Raw genomic sequence first — 19,123 nt, forward strand, 5'->3', positions numbered from 1 at the left:
ACAATGCAAAGGTTTTCATCGAGTGTCAAGCTCCTTCCCGCTACCGGGGCGGGACCGGGGCGGGACCGGGGCGGGACCACCCGGGCGCCGGGACGCGGCAGGGCCCGCGGACCACTCCCCCCCGGGTGGTCCACGGGCCCTCGGCACCGCTCGCGCTGCGTCGCTCAGACGTCGCGGGTCTTCACCGCCAGCCCCCCGAGGCCGAGGAGGACCGCGACCCAGAGCGCGAACGCGGCCAGCCCCGCGCCCGGGGCGAGGAACGCCGGGTTCTCGACGACGGCGGCGAGGTTGGTCGTCGTGTTGGCGAAGAAGTACTTGCTGAGGGTGTCCCCGCCCCAGCTCTCCGGGACGGCCATGAGCAGCAGCGGCACCACGAAGATCGCCGCGAGCACGGTGCAGATCGCGCCGGCGGAGTTGCGCAGCAGGGCGCCCACGCCGAGGCCGGCCAGCGCCACCCCGACGAGCAGCACGACGTTGCCCAGCAGGGCCCGCAGGACGTGGTCGTCACCGATCGAGGCGCCGAAGCCGCGGGCCTCCAGCACGGCCTGGCCGAGGAAGAACGCGGCGAACACGGCGACGCCCATGAGCACCGCGACGTTCACCGCCAGCACCAGCGCCTTGGCCAGGTACACGCCGATCCGCCCCGGAGCCACCGCGAAGGAGGTGCGGATCATGCCGGTGGAGAACTCCCCGGCGATGACGATGACGCCGACGGCGGCCACGATGAGGCTGGCCAGCTGCGCGCCGGTCATGCTCGCGCCCGTCGCGTCGACGCCGTTGGCCGCCATCGCCTGCGCCCCCTCGACGTCGCCCAGCGCGGAGCGGGTGGCGAAGGAGATGAGGACGCCGAGCCCCACGATCGCGACGAAGGACACCGCCATCGTCACCACGACGGAGCGGACGCTCCAGAACTTGATCCACTCCGACCTCAGCAGCCCCGGGAAGGTGACCCGGCGCTCGACGGGGACGAACTGCTGGGCCTGGACCGTGGTCGCGCTCACCGCGACACCTCCTGGGGGGTACGGGCGGGGGGACCGGGGACGGCGACCGGTTCCCCGGGGCCGCCGGTGGGGTGGGCCTGGTACTCCACGGCACCGGCCGTGAGCTCCATGAACGCCTCCTCGAGGGAGGCCTTGACGGTGGTGAGCTCGTGCAGGGCGACCCCGCGGACGGCCGCGGCGTCGCCGATGGCCTCCGCGGACAGCCCGCGCACGTCCCAGCCGCCGTCCTCCAGCGGGGTGAGGGTGCCGCCCGCCGCGGTGACGAGCTCGCGCAGCTGCTCGGCCTGCGGGGAGCGGACGGTGACCCCGCGCGGCTGGACGCGGGCGATGAAGTCGCGCACGCTCTCGTCGGCGATGAGCCGGCCCCTGCCGATGACGACGAGGTGCTCGGCGGTCAGCGCCATCTCGCTCATGAGGTGGGAGGACACGAACACGGCCCGGCCCTCGCGGGCCAGGTCCTTCATGAGGTTGCGGATCCACAGGATGCCGTCGGGGTCGAGGCCGTTGACCGGCTCGTCGAACATGACGGTGCTCGGGTCGCCCAGCAGCGCCGAGGCGATGCCGAGGCGCTGGCCCATGCCGAGGGAGAACCCCCCGGCCCGCTTGCGGGCGACCTCACCCAGGCCGACGAGGTCGATGACCTCGTCCACCCGGGAGGTCGGGATGCCGGCGGTGGCGGCCATCGCCTGCAGGTGCCGGTACGCCGAGCGGCCGGTGTGCACGGCCTTGGCGTCCAGGAGGGCGCCCACGGACGAGAGCGGGGCGCGGTGCGCGGAGAAGGGCTTGCCGTCGACGAGCACCTGGCCGGCGGTCGGGCGGTCCAGCCCCACGACCATCCGCATGGTGGTGGACTTGCCGGACCCGTTGGGTCCGAGGAACCCGGTGACGATGCCCGGGCGCACGGTGAAGCTGAGGTCGTGCACCGCGACCTTCTTGCCGTAGACCTTGCGCAGGCCGACCGCCTCGATCATGGGATGACCCTTCGGGTGGTGGACGGGGTGACGTCCTCATCCTCGCGGGGGTGTGACCGCGCCCACATCAGCCGATGGGCGCACCCGGTGTCCCGCCCAGGGTGGTGATCGGCGCGGGCGGGGCCACCGGAGGGGGTGCGCACCCGCGACGCACCGCCGATGCCCCGCCGACGCGGCGACGACGAACGGCGCGCGCACGAACGACGGCCCCGGACGCGGCGACGGGGTCGCTGCGTCCGGGGCCGTCCGTGGTCCACCGGGGCGCCGCGCGGGGGCGGCGCCGGGGGTCAGTGCGCGTCGTCGAAGGCCTGGAGGATCTCCGCGGAGATCCGGCCGCGGTCGGAGACGGTGTAGCCGTTCTCCCGGGCCCAGGTGCGGACCTCGCCGGTGTCGCGCTGGGGGCCGCTGTCGCCCTCGCCGCCGGACTTCGCCGCGGCCTGGCGGGGAGCGCTGCTGCGGCGGCCCGGGGTCGCGCGGCCGCTGACGCGGCGGGCGTGCCCGACCCAGGGGGCGAAGGCCTCGCGCAGGGCGGCGGCGTGCTCCTCGGAGAGGTCGATCTCGTAGTTGACCCCGTCGAGGGAGAAGGTCAGCGTCTCCGACGCCTCACCGGCGTCGATGTCGTCGACGAGGAGGACCTGGACCTTCTGCGCCATGAGCGGGCAACCTTTCGCGAAGAATCATCGTCCGACCGCGGGGTGCACCGGACGAACGTCACTCTGACGCATTCCGGCGCACCGGGTCAAATCAACTCGCGGAAAGGCGGAAAAGGCTTCAGGAAGCCGGGCCGGAACCGTCGGCGCTTTCCGGGGCGGTTCCCCGCCCGGCCCGCTCCTTCGCGATCGCCGCCCGTTCGCGGCGGTCGGCGTGCAGGATCGAGCGCATCAGGACCAGGAAGAGGACCAGGAGCCCGGCGGACGGCAGCAGAGCGGCGAGGTAGTCCACGCCCCCAGCTTACGTCCGCCGGGCCTCCTCCCCCGCGGGATCCGCTCAGCGCGGCTTGACCAGCGGGAACGTGATGGTCTCGCGGATCCCGAGGCCCGTCAGCGCCATCAGCAGCCGGTCGATGCCCATGCCCATGCCGCCCGTGGGGGGCATGCCGTGCTCCTGGGCGCGCAGGAAGTCCTCGTCGATGCGCATGGCCTCGTCGTCGCCGAGGTCGGCGAGGCGGGCCTGCTCGACGAAGCGCTCGCGCTGCACGACGGGGTCCACGAGCTCGGAATAGCCGGTGGCGAGCTCGAATCCCCGCACGTACAGGTCCCACTTCTCCACGACCCCGGGCAGCTCCCGGTGCCCGCGCACCAGCGGGGACGTTTCGACGGGGAAGTCGCGCACGAACGTCGGAGAATGCAGGGAATCGGCGATCCGGTGTTCCCAGAGCTCTTCGACGAGCTTTCCGTGCGTCCAGCGCACGGTGTCGACGCTGATTCCCAGGCGTTCCGCGATCCCGATGAGGTGTTCCCTGGGGGTTTCCGGGGTGATCTCCTCGCCCAGCGACGCCGACAGCGACGGGTACATCGAGATCGAGGTCCACTCCCCCCCGAGGTCGTACTCCGAGCCGTCGGCGAGGGTCACGAGCTGGGTGCCGAACGCCTCGGTCGCGGCGTTCTGGACCAGGGCCCGGGTCAGCTCCCCGATCGAGTCGTAGTCGCCCCAGGCCTGGTAGGTCTCGAGCATGGCGAACTCCGGGGAGTGGGTGGAGTCCGCGCCCTCGTTGCGGAAGTTCCGGTTGATCTCGAAGACGCGCTCGATGCCGCCGACGACGCAGCGCTTGAGGAAGAGCTCGGGGGCGATCCGCAGGTAGAGCTCGGTGTCGAACGCGTTCGAGCGCGTCACGAAGGGCCGCGCGCTGGCCCCGCCGTGCAGGGTCTGCAGCATGGGCGTCTCGACCTCGAGGAATCCGCGGTCCTCCAGGGTGCGGCGCAGCGCGCGCACGACGTTGGAGCGGGCGCGGACGTTGGTGCGGGCGGCCTCGCGGACGATGAGGTCGACGTAGCGCTGGCGGACCCGGGTCTCCTCGGACAGTTCCTTGTGCAGGACCGGCAGCGGCCGCAACGACTTCGAGGCCATCCGCCAGGAGTCGGCGAGGACCGACAGCTCCCCGCGCCGGGAGGAGATGACGTTCCCGTGGACGAACACGATGTCGCCCAGGTCCACGTCGGACTTCCACGCCGCCAGGGCGTCCTCGCCGACCCCGTCGCGGGAGACCATGACCTGCAACCGGGTGCCGTCGCCCTCCTGGAGGGTCGCGAACGCCAATTTCCCGGTGCCGCGCAGGAACACCACCCGCCCGGTGACGCCGACCTGGTCGGTCGTCTCCTCCCCCGCCTCGAGGTGGGCGTAGCGCTCGCGCAGGTCGGCGAGGGAGTCGGTGCGCGGCACCGACACCGGGTAGGCCTCCCCGCCGGCGGCGAGGATCCGGTCGCGCTTCTCCCGGCGGACCCTGACCTGTTCGGGGACGTCCTCGAACTCCTCGTCGGGCCCGTCCACCACGTTCGTCTCCCTCGGGACCTGCGTCTCACTCACGCCGCAAGGTTAGACGGCTCCGCTCAGTCGAGCGGGCGCCCGACGACGAGGGGGACGTTGTCGATGAGCCGGGTCGAGCCCACCCGGGCCGCGACGGCCAGCAGCGCCTCCCCGCGGTGGTGCTCGGGGACGTCGGCGAGGTCGTGGGGGTCGACCAGGGCCAGGTAGTCGACGCGGGCCGCGGGCTCGGCGAGGAGCACGTCGCGCGCGGCGCGGCGCACGGCGCTGGGCCCCTCGCCCGCGGCCGCCGCCCCCGCCCGCAGCGCCCGCTGCAGCACCAGGGCGACCTCGCGGTCGAAGGGGGTGAGGTAGCGGTTGCGGCTGGACATCGCCAGGCCGTCGTCCTCGCGCACGGTGGGGACGGCGACGACGTCGACCCCGAGGTCGAGGTCGCGGACCATCCGGCGCACCAGCAGCAGCTGCTGGGCGTCCTTCTGCCCGAAGAGCGCGAGGTCGGCGCGCGTCAGGTGGAGCAGCTTCGCCACGACCGTGAGGACCCCGTCGAAGTGGCCGGGGCGGCTGGCCCCCTCCAGGACGGTCCCCAGCGGTCCGGCCGCGACCCGCACGCCGGGGTCGCCGTCGGGGTAGACGACGTCGGGGGCGGGGGCGAACACGACGTCGGCACCGGCCGCGGCGGCCAGCCGCAGGTCGTCGTCGAGGGTGCGCGGGTAGCGGGCCAGGTCCTCCCCCGCCCCGAACTGCAACGGGTTGAGGAAGATCGTCACGAGCACCGACGGGGCCCGGCGGCGGGCCTCCTCGATGAGCCGGGCGTGCCCGGCGTGCAGCGCCCCCATCGTCATGACCACGGCGACCGGGCCCTCGAGGGCGGCACGGGCCGCGGCGAGCTCGGTGCGGGTGCGGGCGACCGTCAGGTCGGTGGGGAGGCTCACGGTTCTCCAGGTGCGGGCGGCGCCGGGCGGGCGGCGGTGCTGGTGGCGGTCTCGATGGCGGCGCGCACGGCTTCGGCCGGCGCGTCGGGCAGCCTGCCCGACGCCTGTGCGCGGTCGGCGGCGGCCCCCGCGAGCTGGGCGTAGGTCGCGGCGGTGCCGGGGTCGTGGGCGGCGAGGACGCCGAGGTGGGTCGCGACCGTCCCGGCGTCCCCGCGGGCGACGGGCCCGGTGAGGGCGTCGTCGCCGCGGTCCAGGACGTTGTCGAGGGCGGCCTGCAGCAGCGGCCGCAGCACCCGCCCGGCGTCCTCGCCGACGGCGGCGCGCGCCGCGTCGAGGGCCTGGGCGACCAGGGTGACGAGGTGGTTCGACCCGTGGGCCAGCGAGGCGTGGTAGAGCGCGCGGTCGCCCTCGGCGACCCCGACGGGGGTGCAGCCCCACTCCCGCACCAGGGCGTCGGCGACGGGGGCGAGGACGGCGGAGCTGGTGACCGCGACGGCCGCCCCGAGGAGGCGCTGCAGGTCCAGGGAGGTCCCGGTGAACGTCATCGCCGGGTGCAGGGCCAGCGGGAGGGCCCCCCGGGCGGCGGCGGGGTCCAGGACGCCGGTGCCGTGCCGGCCGCAGGTGTGCACCACGAGCTGGCCGGGGCGGACGTGCGGGGCGAGGTCGGCGACGAGCGGTCCGAGGACGTCGTCGGGCACGGCGAGCAGGACGAGGTCGGCGGCGAACGCCTCGGCGGGTTCGATCCACGGCACGTCCGGCAGCAGCGCCTCGACGCGCTCGGCGGCCCCGCGCGTGCGGGCCGCGACCCCGGTGATGCGGTGCCCGGCGGCGCGCATCGCCGCCCCGAGCACCGGCCCCACCCGGCCGGCGCCGACCACCGCGACGTCCAAGCGTCCCGCCTGCGAACCCACCGCGGCACCCTAGCCCGCGTGCCCGCGGCTCACCCGGGCGCCGTCGGGAGGAGCCTTCAGCCGCCGAGGTGACCCGGCGTCCCGGCGGGCGCTGCCGGGGGCCTCGGGGCCCCGCCGGGCGGGTTGGGGACGGGCGGGTTGGGGGCGGGCGGGTTGGACCCCGGCGGGTTGGACCCCGGCGGGTTGGGGGCGGGCGGGTTGGACCCCGGCGGGTTGGACCCCGGCGGGTTGGACCCCGGCGGGTTGGGCACAGGGGGTGCCGGAGGGTTCGGCGGTTCCGGCGCACCGGTTGGCTCGGGCGCAGCCGTCGACGGTCCCGGCTTGGGCGCACCGGTCGAGGGCTCCGGCTTCGGTGCACCGGTCGACGGTTCCGGCTTTGGACCCGCCGGCTCGGACGGTTCCGGCTTCGGACCCGCCGGCTCGGACGGCTTGGGCTTCGGACCCGCCGGCTCGGACGGCTTCGGCTTCGGCGTACCGGTCGACGGCTTGGGCTTCGGCGTACCGGTCGACGGCTTGGGCTTCGACGCACCCGTCGACGGCTTGGGCTTCGACGCACCCGTCGACGGCTTGGGCTTCGACGCACCCGTCGACGGCTTGGGCTTCGACGCACCCGTCGACGGCTTGGGCTTCGACGCACCCGTCGACGGCTTGGGCTTCGACGCACCCGTCGACGGCTTGGGCTTGGGCGCACCCGTCGACGGCTTCACCGCCGACGCACCCCCGGCCGTGGGGGCCGTCGTCCGGCTGGCGGGTGCAGCGGGACGCGTCGCCGCTCCGGGGGTCGCCGCGGGGCGGGGGCCCGTCGTCCCGCGGGCCGGCGGCGTCGTGGACGGGACGAGGGAGGACGGGGACGCCTCGGGACCCGCGGTCAGCGGGAGGGGACCCGGGAGGACCGGGATCGACGAGGCCGAGGGGCTCGGGGCGGCCGCGGCCGGGAAGACCGGGAGGGTCGAGGAGGCCGCGGACGACGAGGCGGAGGATCCCGGGGAGGACGACCCCTCGGACGACGACCCGGGGGACGACGGGGTCCGGGGGGCGGGGGTCGCGGAGCCCGCCCGGGGGGTCCCGGCGGCGACCTCGGCCGGGGACGCCGTGGAGGCCGGGGCGGCCTCCACGGCCGCGGCGGGGGTGGAGGCGACGGCGACCGCGGCGGACCCGGCGCCGACCCCGACGGCCGCGGACAGCACCGCGGCCGCCACCTGCCCGCCGGCGGTCTGCGCGACCGACGCGGCGGTGGACAGCGCCTGGGCGGGGGCGACCCCCACCCCCGGCAGCGCGGCCAGCAGCGTCGCGGGGCCGGCGATGCGGCGCAGGCGGCCGATCCCGACGCTGAGGAACGCGCGCACGACCTCGGGGTCGAACTGCTCCCCCGCGCAGCGGGTGATCTCGGCCCGGGCCTGCTCGGCCGGCATCGGCTTCTTGTAGGCGCGGGCGGAGGTGATGACGTCGTAGGTGTCGGCCACGGCGATGACGCGGGCGGCCAGGGAGATGTCCTGCCCGGCCAGACCGCGCGGGTACCCGCCGCCGTCCCAGCGCTCGTGGTGCTGCTCCACGCCGTCCAGCCAGTCCCCCAGCCAGCCGCGCAGCGGTTGCACGAGCTCCCCGCCGTGGTGGGGGTGCTGCTGCAGGGTGGCCCACTCCTCCTCGGTGGGGCGGCCGTCCTTGTTGATGATCTCGACGGGGACGTGGACCTTGCCCACGTCGTGCAGCAGGGCGACCCAGCTGAGCCGGTCGACGTCGTCGTCGGACAGACCGAGCTCGCGCCCGATGAGGGCGGCGTAGGCCTGGACGCGTTCCCCGTGGGCGCGGGTGCGCGCGTCGTGGCCGGCGAGGGTGCCGACGAGGGCCAGCAGCCGCTGCGCGGCGCCCCCCTCGGCGCCCACCACCTCGCCCCCGGGCGCGGCGTCGCCCTCCAGCGCCGCGGGCGTCCAGGTGCGGCGGGCCACCTCGAAGCGGCTGGGGACCCGGTCGGGCAGCACCAGGCTGAGGCGCAGCAGCGCCGACAGCGGCAGCAGCCCGCGCAGCCAGCGGGAGAGGACGACGAGGACGCCGGTGGAGGTCCCCACCACCAGCAGCAGCCACACCGGCCAGGGCAGCCCGGTCCGCGTCGCGGGCAGCCACTGCGCGGCCCCGGCGCCGACGACGAGGGCGACGACCAGGGGGCCCAGCGAGGACGTCGCCCGGACGAGGAGGGCGAGCGCGGGCCGGGAGCGCCACTGCGTCCCGGGGGCGGCGTCGCCGTAGTTCTGAGTCGGTCCCTTCACCACCCGTCGGGATTCGGCACCCGTTCACCGGGGTTGAGGGTCCTGGCCCGCCGTTCACCCGCTCGCCCGGCCGGCTCACCCGGTCGGGGGTCCCGGAACGCCGACGGCCCCGGACCAGGGGTCCGGGGCCGTCGGGGTGCGGGTGCGGCGTCAGTGCGCCAGCAGGGCCGCCTGCTCGGCGCGCAGGGCGTCGATGAGCCGCCCCTGCGGCAGGACCACGTCGTCGTAGGTGAGGACCTGGTCCTTCTTCACGGCGTGCTTGAGGACCGCGCCCTCGGCGACGCCCATGGGCAGCAGGTTCTGCGCCTTGGTGATCGCGTAGGTCTCGGCCACGCCGTAGGAGTCGTAGCCGCCGAGGCGGTCGATCTCCTTGCCGGCGGCGAGGTCGGTCTTGGCCGTGGTGACGACCTCGACCTTCACCTCGTCGCCGGGCACGATCGCGGCGTCGGCGAACAGCACCGCGCGGGCCACGGTCAGCGGCACCTCGAAGTGGCACAGGTGGTACGGCGTGTAGAACGAGTACAGCGGCCCGGTGCCGAGCTTGTACAGGTTCAGGTAGTGCTGCTGCTTGGGGTCGTCGTGGGTGCCGAGGACGTAGACGCCCGGGCCCGGCTTGGACCCCACGACGTAGTCGACGACGCCGCCGAGCTCCTTCAGCTGGTCCACGTCGTAGTGCGTGGTCAGCTCGTCGACGTGCCCGCGGTGGTCGGCGCCGCGCATGCCGCGCTTCTCCACGCTGAACCCCGCCGCGTTGGCGACCAGCGCCTGCTCGAAGGACACCTTGGTGCCGTCGGCGAAGCTCGTCACCATGTAGGGGTCCTGGCCCCACTGCTTGGCGAACCCCTCCTGGGTGGTGGGGTTGCGGTACTCGTCCTGCAGGCCCTTGATGTTCCCCGACACCAGCGGCGTGACGCCGATGGAGCGCACGAAGCGGATGAGGTTCATCTGCACGCCGGGCTGGTCGCCGTCGCAGCCGGTGTAGATGACGCCGGCCTTCTCGGCGCGGGTGCGCAGCGCGAGGCCGGCGGTGCCGTCGACCTCGGCGTTGAGCAGCACGACGTGCTTGCCGGCGTCAATGGCGCGGACCACGACGTGGGCGCCGTACTCGGTGTTGCCGGTCGCCTCGACGACGGCCTCGACCTGGCCCGCGTCGACGACGGCCTCGTAGGAGCCGGACACGACGGGCCGGCCCTGCGAGATGGCGCGGTCGACGGCGGCCGCGTCGTCGGCCTCGACCACGCCGGTGACCCCGGCCTGCTCGTAGGCGTCACGGGCCTTGGACACCGTCCGGTTGGCGATGGCGACGAGTTCCATGCCCGGGACGGAGTTCACGACCTGGTTGACGAAGCCGCGGCCCATGAACCCGGCCCCGACGAGGGCGACCCGGATGGGGCGGCCGTCGGCCTGGCGCTGCTGCAGCGCCTTGTCGACGATGATCAAGAGAGCACCGCCCCGTCGGCCAGCAGCGTCCAGGACGCGTCCTTGTCGCTGATGACGGCCACGTCGCGCGCCCAGGGCAGGGCGAGGTCGGGGTCGTCCCAGCGCAGGCCGCGCTCGGTGCCCGGGGTGTAGCTCTGGGACACCTGGTAGGTGACCTCGGCGCCGTCGGTGAGGGTGAGGTACCCGTGGGCGAAGTACTCCGGGACGTAGAGCGCGCGGCGGTTGGCCGCGGTGAGCTCGACGGCGACGTGCTGGAAGCGCGTCGGGGAGTCCGGGCGCAGGTCGACGATGATGTCCTGGATGGCGCCGGCGGTGCAGCGCACCAGCTTGGCCTCCGGGGCGGGGTCGACCTGGGTGTGCATCCCGCGCAGCGTCCCGGCCTTGTGGTTGAAGGACAGGTTGCACTGCTCGACGGCCGGGTTCAGGCCGGCCTCGAGGAACTCCTCGCGGCAGAACGAGCGGGCGAAGAACCCGCGGTCGTCGGCGCGCTCCTCGAGCTCGATGATCGCGACGCCCTCGATGTGAGTCTGGCTGATCTTCACTTCGCAGTTCCCGTCGCAGCGATCCCCGAGGTCGGCTGGACGCGCCAGAACAGTTCCTTGTCGAGCTGCTCGGTGCGGATGAGGTGCTCGAGCTGCTTGAGGCGGGTGTGCCCCTTGCCCTTGAACGTGGCCTCGTCGAGGTCGATGGCCTTGAAGACGTCGACGAGCTGCTGGGCGCCCTTGTCGGCGTTCCAGTCGCAGCGGAAGCCTTCGAGGGTGGAGTGGATCTTGTCGAAGTTCACCTTGTACGAGCGGTTGTCGCCGTTGCTCTCGCCGAAGGTGATCTCGGCCTCGGGCAGCGCGCGGCCGACGGCCTCGGCGATCTCTCGGACGCGGTAGACCTGTTCGGAGTCGCCCACGTTGAAGATCTGGTTGTGGATCGCCTCGCGCGGGGCGTCGAGGACGGCGCGGATCGACTTGGCGATGTCGAGGCCGTGGACCAGCGGGCGCCAGGGCGAGCCGTCGGAGGTCATGGCGATCTTGCCGGTGGTGTAGGCGAGACCGGCGAGGTTGTTCAGCACGATGTCGAAGCGCTGACGGGGCGAGGCGCCGTAGGCGGTCGCGTTGCGCATGAACACCGGCGAGAACTCGTCGTCGGCCAGCGGGGCGACGTCGCGCTCGACGAGGGCCTTGCACTCGGCGTAGGCCGTCTGCGGGTTCACCGCGGAGGTCTCGTCGACGGTGTCCTCGGCCACGCCGTACACGGAGCAGCTCGACATGTAGACGAAGCGGGAGACGCCCGCGGCCTTGGCGGTCTCGGCGAGGCGGACGGAACCCTTGTGGTTCACCACGTAGGTGACGTCGGGGATCAGCTCGCCGAGGGGGTCGTTGGACAGCTCGGCCATGTGCACGACGGCGTCGGCCCCGGCGAGGTCCTCGACGGTGACGTGGCGGATGTCCTTGGCCAGGGTCTCCACCGAGGCGGTGATGCCGTTGTAGAGCCAGCCCTGCTTGTAGTAGCCGGTGTCGATGCCCAGCACCGAGTGGCCGGACTCGAGCAGGGTGGGGGCGAGCAGGGCGCCGAGGTAGCCCTCGGTGCCGGTGACGACGATCTTCACAGCGCTTCTCCGGTTCTAGAGGGGTTTCTCAGTCTTCCCAGGTCTTCCACGGGGCCTTGCCGGAGTCCCAGAGCTTGTTGAACTCGGTCCACTCGCGGAAGGTGTCCATGCCCAGCCAGTACCCCTCGTGCTGGGAGACCGTGAGCTGGCCGTCGCGGGCGACGGTCTGCAGCGGCTTCTGCTCGAGCATCATGTCCGGGTCGTCCTCGAGGTACTTGTCCGCGAACGCGCGGTCGAAGACGAAGAACCCGCCGTTGACCCAGCCGTCGGCCAGCGTCGGCTTCTCGTTGAACTCGGTGACGGTGTCGCCGGTGACGTGCATCTCGCCGTAGCGCGAGCTCGGGTGCACCGCGGTCACGGTGGCCAGGCGGCCGCCGGCCTCGTGGTCGGCCAGCGTCTTGAGGATGTCGACGTCGCCGAGGCCGTCGCCGTAGGTGAGGACGAACTTGTCGGCGGTCAGGTGCTGCTCGACGCGCTTGATGCGGGCCGCGGTCGCGGTGGTGAGCCCGGTCTCGACGAACGTGATCTCCCAGTCCTCCTGCACCCCGTTGGTGTGGAAGGTCGGGTTGTCCTGGCTGGACAGGTTCAGCGTGAAGTCGCCGGCGTTGATCCGGTAGTCGAGGAAGTAGCGCTTGATGAGGTCGCTCTTGTAGCCCAGGCACAGGACGAACTTCCGGAAGCCGTAGGAGCTGTACAGCTTCATGATGTGCCACAGGATCGGGCGACCGCCGATGTCGACCAGCGGCTTGGGCAGCTTCTCGCTGGCCTCGCGCAGCCGGGTCCCCATGCCTCCGCAGAGGATGACGACGGGGATCTCGGAGACGGGGGTTTGCGGATTGCTGACGTCGGTCATGTCTTTCCCTCACTCGGAACCGGATCGGTCGCGTCTCGTCGGCGACGGCCCACCTGGCGGTGGGCCGGCGTCGCACGTGGGGGAACGGCACCCTCAGGACGCCGGGAACGTGCACCGGTGGCGGTCCGAACCCCCCACGAATCCGAGCCACCGGTTTCCCCGTCGAGGTGCTGCTGCGAGGCTACTACAGCGGCACGAACACGGAGCGTGAACTTCAGCAGAGCGGGCTAATGACCCACTTCTGCGCCATTACCACCACGAATCGCGGACAACATGTCACGCAGCGGAGTCATCGCGGATTCCCAGGAGAACGACCGGGCCACGTCGGCCGCGGCCGCCCCGAGCGCCGCCGCCCCCCGCGGGTCCTCGAACAGCTCGGCGAGGGCCGCGGCGAAGGCGTCGGCCCCGTCGGCCACGCGCAGCACCGAGCGGTGCTCCTCCAGCCCCTCCAGCCCCAGGCTGGTCGTCACGACCGCCCGTCCGCGCGACAGCGCCTCGACGAGCTTGATCTTGGTGCCCCCGCCGGACAGCAGCGGGACCACGCACACGTCGGCCCGGGCGTAGAAGGGGTCCACCGCGGCGACGTCGGAGTGGAACTCCACCCCGTCCGGCTCGCCCGTGGGACGCGGGTGCGCGCCCGACAGCCCGCGCCCCACGGCCAGGAAGGTCGCGTCCGGGACGCGGGTGAGCACCCGCGGCCACACCTCGTCGAGGAACCAGCGCAGCGCGGCCCGGTTGGGACCGTAGTCGACGGCGCCGACGAAGAGCGCCGTCCGGCGCCCCGGCGGCGGCGTGGGCACGTGCGAGACCGCGCTCACCCCGTTGGGCACGAAGGTGCTCCCCACCCCGGCGGCCCGGAGGACCTCCTGGTCGCGGCGGCTGCAGGCCGTCACGTGCCGGGCCCGGCGGGCGGTGGCGAGCTCGAAGCGCCGGAAGCGGGCGACCTCGGGAGCCAGCACCCGGGCCGCCAGCGGCTTCTCGGTGCGCAGCCGCCGGGCGACGAGGTCGGACTCGACGTTGTGCAGGTCCAGGACGTCGATGCGGACGTCGCGCGGCACGTTGACCGCCATCTGCGGGAAGTCGACGTGGACGACGTCGGAGCTGCGGACGCCGGCGGCGAGCAGGTCGTGGATCTGCGCGGAGAACCACTTCCCGGCGAACAGCGACGCCCTCAGGACCGCCGCGGGCGTGGGCCGCGGGGCCGCCACCTCGTGCACCCGCACGTGGCCCGGCAGGACCTCCCGCCACCCGGGCCAGGTGTCGAAGCCCACGACGCGGACCTCGTCGAACACCTGCGCGTACGCGTCGATGACGGCCCGGATGCGCTGGCGCCCGCCGGAGTCCGTGCTGGCCGGCAGCTGCTTGGCGATCACCCAGGCCGTGCGCGGGGTCACCTGGTGCGCTTCTTCCACGCCCCGCTGCGGGAACGGCCCAGCGCCCGCGGGATGGCCAGGGCGAAGACGACCGGCGGCATGCCGACGGCCTGGCCGAGGACCCGCAGGGGCGCGGCCGCGCGGCCCTGGAGCTTGTCGCCCTTGAGGTAGGCGGCGACCGAGACGGCCTCGGCGAGCAGGAACGCCTGGCTGAAGCGGCTGCGGGGCCGGGCCAGGCAGGCCGCGGTCAGGGTGAGCTGGGCGGCGGGCCCGAGCGTGGAGCGCCAGCCCTTGTGCATCGCGAAGTGCAGGAACTTGTCGTCCCCGGACACGAAGGACCGGCGGAAGCCCCAGAACAGCCGCAGCTGCCCGCTCATGATGCGGACGCGGCGCTCGAGCTGGTCACCGCGCGGGGCGGAGTCCTCGACGGCGACGCACTCGGGCACGACGCCGACGTCCAGGCCCCGGCGGGCGAAGTCGAAGGCCAGGAAGAGGTCGTCGTTGAGGACCGAGCCCGGGATGGGCCGGAAGGACTCCCGGCGCAGGGCGACGGCCTCGCCGACGAGCGCGAGCGACCCGCCGCGCCCGGCCTCGGTCTGCTTGATCCAGTTCTCGTAGCGCCAGTACAGGCCCTCGTCCTGGGCGCCGGACTCCTTGCGGACCCCCGACGCCAGGTGCAGGTCGGTGGCGACCCGGTCGATGAGGGCGCGCAGGCCCTCGCCCGGCACGAAGGCGTTGGCGTCGAGCAGCACGACGATGTCCGCCGAGGAGTTGCCCACCCCGCGGTTGACCGCGGCGGCCTTGCCCGCCCGGGTGGGGGACCAGTCGACGCGGCAGCCGAGCTCCTCGGCCACGGCGCGGGTCTTCTCGTCCTCGTCGACGACGACGGTGATGCGGTCCAGCGGGACGCCCTCGCCCAGCAGCTGCGGCACGGTCTCGGCGAGGATGCTCGCCTCGCCGAAGGCCGGGATGAGGACGTCGACGTCGTCCCACGTCCAGTCGGCCTCCCCCGGCCGCGGCCGGTAGGGACTGCGCGGCGCGAGGCGTTCGCTGGCCAGCAGGTAGAGCGGGTACATGACGTGCCCCGCGAAGGACATGACGGTGAGTGCCCCCACCGCCGGACTCGGACGGCGCAGTTCCACGTGTTGAACCCCCAACAGCTGCGGGGCCGGTGAAATCCGGCGACCGGTCGGTCGTCGAACCCCCCTCACCGCACCCCGGTGCCCTCGCGTCGACGGCGAGGTGATCGGGGCATTCTTGCAAGGGTGACTCCCCCTCAGCAACAACGGGTTACGTGTTCTAATGGCTACGGAACGTAGTTTCTCCGGAATGGCCTCGTGCGGGGCAAGGAATATGACCCTGCGTGAGTTGAAACAAACGCGGAGTCATGTCCTTTCGGGTTCCGGGGCGGTCCGGGCCGGGGCGGGAAGCTCCCGTCCGCGCACGGCGTCACCCCTACGGGCGCTCCCCGCGGGGGTCAGGACTGGATCCGCGCGCCGCGCTCGGCGACGATGCACCGGGTCCCGGTGCCGAGCACGGCGCGGGACGGGGGGACGGACGAGGGGACGGGACGGACGTGGGCGTGGATCTGAGGGGCACCACCGGTGGTGCGCAGGACGGGGCGGCCGCCGCCGCGGGGGGCGCGGTGCCGATCGGCGACGTGGAGCTGGTGCTGGTCAGCTACCGCAGCGGGCACCAGATCCGCGCCCTGCTGGAGAACCTGCCCGACGAGCTGCCCGTCGTGGTGGTCGACAACGCCTCCGACGTGGACGGGCTGTCGCAGCTGCCGGCGCAGCGCCCGAACACCCGCTACGTCGACTCCGGGGGCGGCAAGGGCTTCGCCCGGGCCGCGAACGCGGGCGCGCGCACCTCGACCCGCGAGTTCCTGGTCTTCGGCAACCCCGACTCCCGTCCGCAGCTGGCGCAGCTGCTCGCCCTGGTGGGCGACGTTGCCGCCGACCCCGGGCTGGCGGCCTCCGCCGCGACGATGGCCGGCGTCGACGGCCGGGTCGAGCTCGGCGTCGGCGGGTGGGAACCGACCGCGGTGCGCGCCCTCGTGCACGCCGCCGGCCTGCACAAGGTGTTCCCCCGCGCCGGGCTGTACGCCAAGCCGGCCCCCGGCGAGGCGCTCGAGGTCGACTGGACGACGGGCGCCTGCATGGCGGTGCGCCGCAGCACCTTCGTCGACCTGGGCTGCTTCGACGAGGACTTCTACGTCTACAACGAGGACATGGCCTTCGGCCGCAGCGCCCGCACCGCGGGACTGCGCGAGAAGCTGCGCACCGACGTCATCGTCCCGCACGCCGCCGGCGGCTCCGGCGCCCCGTCGCTGGAGATGCTGCGCCTGCGCGGGGCGGCCATGCGCCGCTACCTCGCCCGCCACCACGGCGCCGTCGCCGTCCACGGCATCAGCGGCGTCCTCGCCGCCGGGTACGCCGTGCGCACGGTGCAGTGCAGGGCGTTGCGCCGCACCGACCGCGCCGCCCAGCACTGGGCCTACGTCAAGGGCGTGACCACCGGGCGCGCCACCGTCGCCGGGCGGGTCGTGATGGAGCGGATCCGGTAGGTCCGCGCCCCGGGCCCGACGCCGCAGGGGCGGGGTGCGTGCGCACCCCGCCCCTGCGTCCTGCCTCCGGTCGGCTCAGAAGAGGTCCCGGTACACCGCCGAGGAGTTCGACATGCGGGTGCCGTCGCCCAGCAGCCAGCGGCGGTTGTCGATGTCGACGTTGAACTGGACCTCGTAGGCCAGCTGACCCGCGCCGTTCCCGGCGTTGGCCTTGAAGAACTCGTGCATGCCCTGGATGAAGGCGGGCGAGTCGCCGTCGTCGGCGTTGCCCGACCACTCCGAGACCGACAGCGGCAGGCCCTGGCTGCGGGCGAACTCCAGGTGGGCGTTGATGCCCTTGGGCGCCCCGTAGCCGTCCTTCTCCCAGGACTGCTGCCGGAACTGGTCCAGCGTCGCCGCGTACGGCCAGTTGTTGTAGTAGTCGACGGAGAGGACGTCGACGTGCTGCTTGCCGGGGAAGAACTGCCGCCAGTCCATGCCCGCCCCGTTGGTCTCCTTGTTCACGGAGAAGACGAGCTTGGCCTCGGGGAAGATCTCCCGCTGCAGGGCGCGGTAGCGCTTCCAGGACGTCATGAAGTCCTGGTGGTTGGCCTTGTTCACGCTCCAGGTGAACCAGTAGCCGTTCATCTCGTGCGCGAAGCGGATGTACATGGTGCCCTGGCGGTCGCCCCAGAGGGACTTCAGCTTGGTCAGCGACTGGCGCCAGCGCGCGTCGTAGCGGCCGCTGGCGGCCTGGGCCCAGGTCTCGCCGGCGTCGATGCCGCCGACGGCCATGTCCATCGAGCCGTTCCAGCTGCCGTACTCGGCGCCGTTCCACAGCGTGTAGAAGTTGGCGGAGTTGTCCGCGTTGCCGGCCCAGCTGGCGACGACGTCGAGCTTGCTGCCGCGCCAGGCTGCGAAGCGCCCGTCGGCCGCCCCGACGCCGGAGGAACCGGACTTCCACGCGTGGCCGGAGGCGTTGGGGGTGCCCGGCTGCGGCGCGGTGGTGGCCGGCGGGGTCGTCACCGGCGGGGTCGTCACCGGCGGGGGCGTGGTCGGCGGGGTCGTGGTCGGCGGGGCGGTCACGACGGGCGTCGAGTTCGTCGGGCGCGGGGTGGGGGTCACGAGGGATCCGCCGTCGACCTTCCTCACCTGGATCGCGTCGACCTTGGCGTTGTTGCGGGTGGCGGAGAAGCCGAGGTCGAGGGAGCCGTCGGCGACGGAGACGGTGAACGTCTTGTCCAGACGGGTGTTGGGGCCCGCGGTGGCGTAGATGTCGAGGTCCTTGACGACCTGCCGGCCCTCGGCGGTGACCGAGAAGACCCGCGCGTTGCGGTAGGTGAAGAACGTCTCCGCCAGCTTCAGCGTGACCTCGTAGGTCCCGTTGCCCACCGGGGTGCGCCAGCCGGACATGCCCCAGCGCTCGGACTGGTACAGGGCGTCGTTGTCGGTGCCGCGGATGTCGACGAACCGGTCGGCGGTGACCTGGTAGCCGCCGATGAAGCCGGAGTCGGCGGACCAGGTGTTGCCCGTGCGGTCGACGAAGGGGGTCTTGGCGGTGCCGAACCGCAGGGTGCTGTCGGCGGCCTGGGCGGAGACCGGGACGACGACCGCCCCGGCGACGGCGGCGGCGGCGGTGCTGGTCAGGAGAAGGGTGGCAAGCTTGCTCATGGGGGGTGGATCAACCTCGCTGTGCTCAGGGCACCGTCCGCCGAAGGTGGCGGACGGACCGGTACGGCCCGTTGGGGTGACGCTCCGTACATCGGCAGCTACCCACTGCTCCTTGAGGGGGAATCTCGTCTTTTCTCCTCAGCCCGGGGACCCGTCGTGCCGATGAGCACCCCCACCGTGATCGCGGGGCGCCGGGAACCGCGCCCGGAGGCTCCCGATCGCTACCATCGGTGGGTGAGACTTCACGTCGTCTACCGCTCCCACGGCGGGGAGAACAGCAAGGGGCGCCCCCCCTGGTACAGCAAGCGGGTGGGGCTGGAGTCCTTCTGCCGGGCGGTGGCCGCGGTGCGCTCGCAGCGCCCGGCGGCGGACGTCGAGGTGGTCTTCCTCAACGACGGGCCGATCCCGGCCGACCGCGTGGAGCTCATGCGGGCCTGGGGCGACCCGGTGGGGATCGTCGGGGGCTCCAACCGGCGCAGCTACCTCGCCGCGCTGGCCCTGCCCCGGCGCCGCTCCTGGGCCGCCGACGACGTCCTGCTGCTGGCCGAGGACGACTACCTGTGGCGGCCCGAGGCCCTGGTGGCCCTCGTGGACGCGGTGACGGACCCCGCCCACGCCGGGGCCGACTACTTCGCCCCCTACGGGGAGGCGGTGGAGGACACCGGTGCCCCGGTCCGCTGGTCGCCGGTGGTGAGCACGACCAGCACCTTCGCGGCCCGGGTCGGGGCGCTGCGCGAGGACGAGCGGCTGCTGGTGCTGTGCGCCCTCTCGGGCGGGGACTTCGACTACGCGAGCTGCCTGACGCTGCAGGGCCGGCGCCGCTTCGCGCTGCGCGAGCTCGTCGAGCACCACGCCCCGCCCGAGGGCACCGCGGCCTGGAGGTCGGCCCTGCGGCGCGGGTACCTGTTCGGGATGCGCGCGGCCGTGGACCTGCGCTCCCTGCGCCGGCCCTCCCGCCGCCGGGTGCTGCTGGGCGCCGCACCGGCGCTGGCGACGCACATGGAGCTCGGGTGGATCGCGCCCGGGCCGTGGGAGGAGATCGCCACGGCCGCCGGCTGAGCGGCACCGCGGCACGACGCGC

Annotated in this window: 17 protein-coding genes; 2 read left to right on the top strand and 15 right to left on the bottom strand. The window is 73.5% G+C overall.

Annotated elements, in window-relative coordinates; all coding sequences use genetic code 11:
• Nucleotides 1-164: 164 nt before the first annotated feature.
• From KRAD_RS08225 to KRAD_RS27500, 14 genes are all read right to left on the bottom strand, one after another.
• Entirely contained in the window at nt 165-1,001 is an 837-nt protein-coding gene (locus tag KRAD_RS08225) for an ABC-2 transporter permease (protein WP_012085094.1), read from the bottom strand.
• Nucleotides 998-1,972, bottom strand: coding sequence for an ABC transporter ATP-binding protein (locus tag KRAD_RS08230; protein WP_012085095.1), 975 nt, complete (start codon nt 1,970-1,972; stop codon nt 998-1,000). The genes KRAD_RS08225 and KRAD_RS08230 overlap by 4 nt, the downstream gene beginning before the upstream one ends.
• Before the next feature lie 287 nt (nt 1,973-2,259).
• Nucleotides 2,260-2,625 carry a histone-like nucleoid-structuring protein Lsr2 gene (locus KRAD_RS08235; protein ID WP_012085096.1) on the bottom strand — a complete coding sequence of 122 codons (366 nt, stop codon included), beginning with the start codon at nt 2,623-2,625 and terminating at the stop codon, nt 2,260-2,262.
• A 118-nt stretch (nt 2,626-2,743) separates the two neighbouring features.
• Complete coding sequence (locus KRAD_RS26545) at nt 2,744-2,914, bottom strand: hypothetical protein (protein ID WP_012085097.1); 171 nt, start codon at nt 2,912-2,914, stop codon at nt 2,744-2,746.
• Nucleotides 2,915-2,959: 45 nt separating this feature from the next.
• A complete protein-coding gene (gene lysS, locus KRAD_RS08240; RefSeq protein WP_012085098.1) occupies nt 2,960-4,462 on the bottom strand; it encodes a lysine--tRNA ligase in 1,503 nt (500 codons plus the stop codon).
• A 56-nt stretch (nt 4,463-4,518) separates the two neighbouring features.
• Complete coding sequence (panC, locus tag KRAD_RS08245) at nt 4,519-5,385, bottom strand: pantoate--beta-alanine ligase (protein ID WP_012085099.1); 867 nt, start codon at nt 5,383-5,385, stop codon at nt 4,519-4,521.
• A complete protein-coding gene (locus KRAD_RS08250) occupies nt 5,382-6,296 on the bottom strand; it encodes a Rossmann-like and DUF2520 domain-containing protein (protein WP_012085100.1) in 915 nt (304 codons plus the stop codon). Before KRAD_RS08250 ends, panC begins: the two co-directional genes overlap by 4 nt.
• A 56-nt stretch (nt 6,297-6,352) precedes the next feature.
• Nucleotides 6,353-8,560 (bottom strand): HD domain-containing phosphohydrolase, encoded by a 2,208-nt coding sequence (locus tag KRAD_RS24105; protein ID WP_049821119.1) that lies wholly within the window; start codon nt 8,558-8,560, stop codon nt 6,353-6,355.
• 150 nt (nt 8,561-8,710) lie between these two features.
• Nucleotides 8,711-10,000 (bottom strand): NAD(P)H-dependent oxidoreductase, encoded by a 1,290-nt coding sequence (locus KRAD_RS08260; protein WP_012085102.1) that lies wholly within the window; start codon nt 9,998-10,000, stop codon nt 8,711-8,713.
• Entirely contained in the window at nt 9,997-10,542 is a 546-nt protein-coding gene (rfbC, locus tag KRAD_RS08265) for a dTDP-4-dehydrorhamnose 3,5-epimerase (RefSeq protein WP_012085103.1), read from the bottom strand. The genes KRAD_RS08260 and rfbC overlap by 4 nt, the downstream gene beginning before the upstream one ends.
• A complete protein-coding gene (locus KRAD_RS08270) occupies nt 10,539-11,600 on the bottom strand; it encodes an NAD-dependent epimerase/dehydratase family protein (protein WP_012085104.1) in 1,062 nt (353 codons plus the stop codon). Before KRAD_RS08270 ends, rfbC begins: the two co-directional genes overlap by 4 nt.
• Before the next feature lie 28 nt (nt 11,601-11,628).
• Entirely contained in the window at nt 11,629-12,453 is an 825-nt protein-coding gene (locus KRAD_RS08275; RefSeq protein ID WP_012085105.1) for a glucose-1-phosphate cytidylyltransferase, read from the bottom strand.
• Between the two features lie 227 nt (nt 12,454-12,680).
• The gene (locus KRAD_RS24110; RefSeq protein WP_049821120.1) at nt 12,681-13,847 is read right to left on the bottom strand and encodes a glycosyltransferase; all 1,167 of its coding nucleotides are present in this window, start codon (nt 13,845-13,847) and stop codon (nt 12,681-12,683) included.
• Nucleotides 13,844-14,941, bottom strand: coding sequence for a glycosyltransferase (locus KRAD_RS27500; protein WP_041291972.1), 1,098 nt, complete (start codon nt 14,939-14,941; stop codon nt 13,844-13,846). Before KRAD_RS27500 ends, KRAD_RS24110 begins: the two co-directional genes overlap by 4 nt.
• Nucleotides 14,942-15,408: 467 nt before the next feature.
• Between KRAD_RS27500 and KRAD_RS08290 the strand changes: the two genes are divergently transcribed.
• Nucleotides 15,409-16,392 (top strand): glycosyltransferase family 2 protein, encoded by a 984-nt coding sequence (locus KRAD_RS08290; RefSeq protein ID WP_012085108.1) that lies wholly within the window; start codon nt 15,409-15,411, stop codon nt 16,390-16,392.
• Nucleotides 16,393-16,467: 75 nt separating this feature from the next.
• Here KRAD_RS08290 and KRAD_RS08295 read toward each other — a convergent pair whose 3' ends face one another.
• Nucleotides 16,468-18,042, bottom strand: coding sequence for a malectin domain-containing carbohydrate-binding protein (locus tag KRAD_RS08295; RefSeq protein WP_012085109.1), 1,575 nt, complete (start codon nt 18,040-18,042; stop codon nt 16,468-16,470).
• Nucleotides 18,043-18,276: 234 nt separating this feature from the next.
• On the opposite strand from KRAD_RS08295, the gene KRAD_RS08300 reads away from it, so the two are divergent.
• Complete coding sequence (locus KRAD_RS08300; RefSeq protein WP_157873545.1) at nt 18,277-19,101, top strand: hypothetical protein; 825 nt, start codon at nt 18,277-18,279, stop codon at nt 19,099-19,101.
• The last annotated feature ends 22 nt before the right edge of the window (nt 19,102-19,123 follow it).

The organism is Kineococcus radiotolerans SRS30216 = ATCC BAA-149 (genome assembly GCF_000017305.1).
Taxonomy (GTDB): Bacteria; Actinomycetota; Actinomycetes; order Actinomycetales; family Kineococcaceae; genus Kineococcus; species Kineococcus radiotolerans.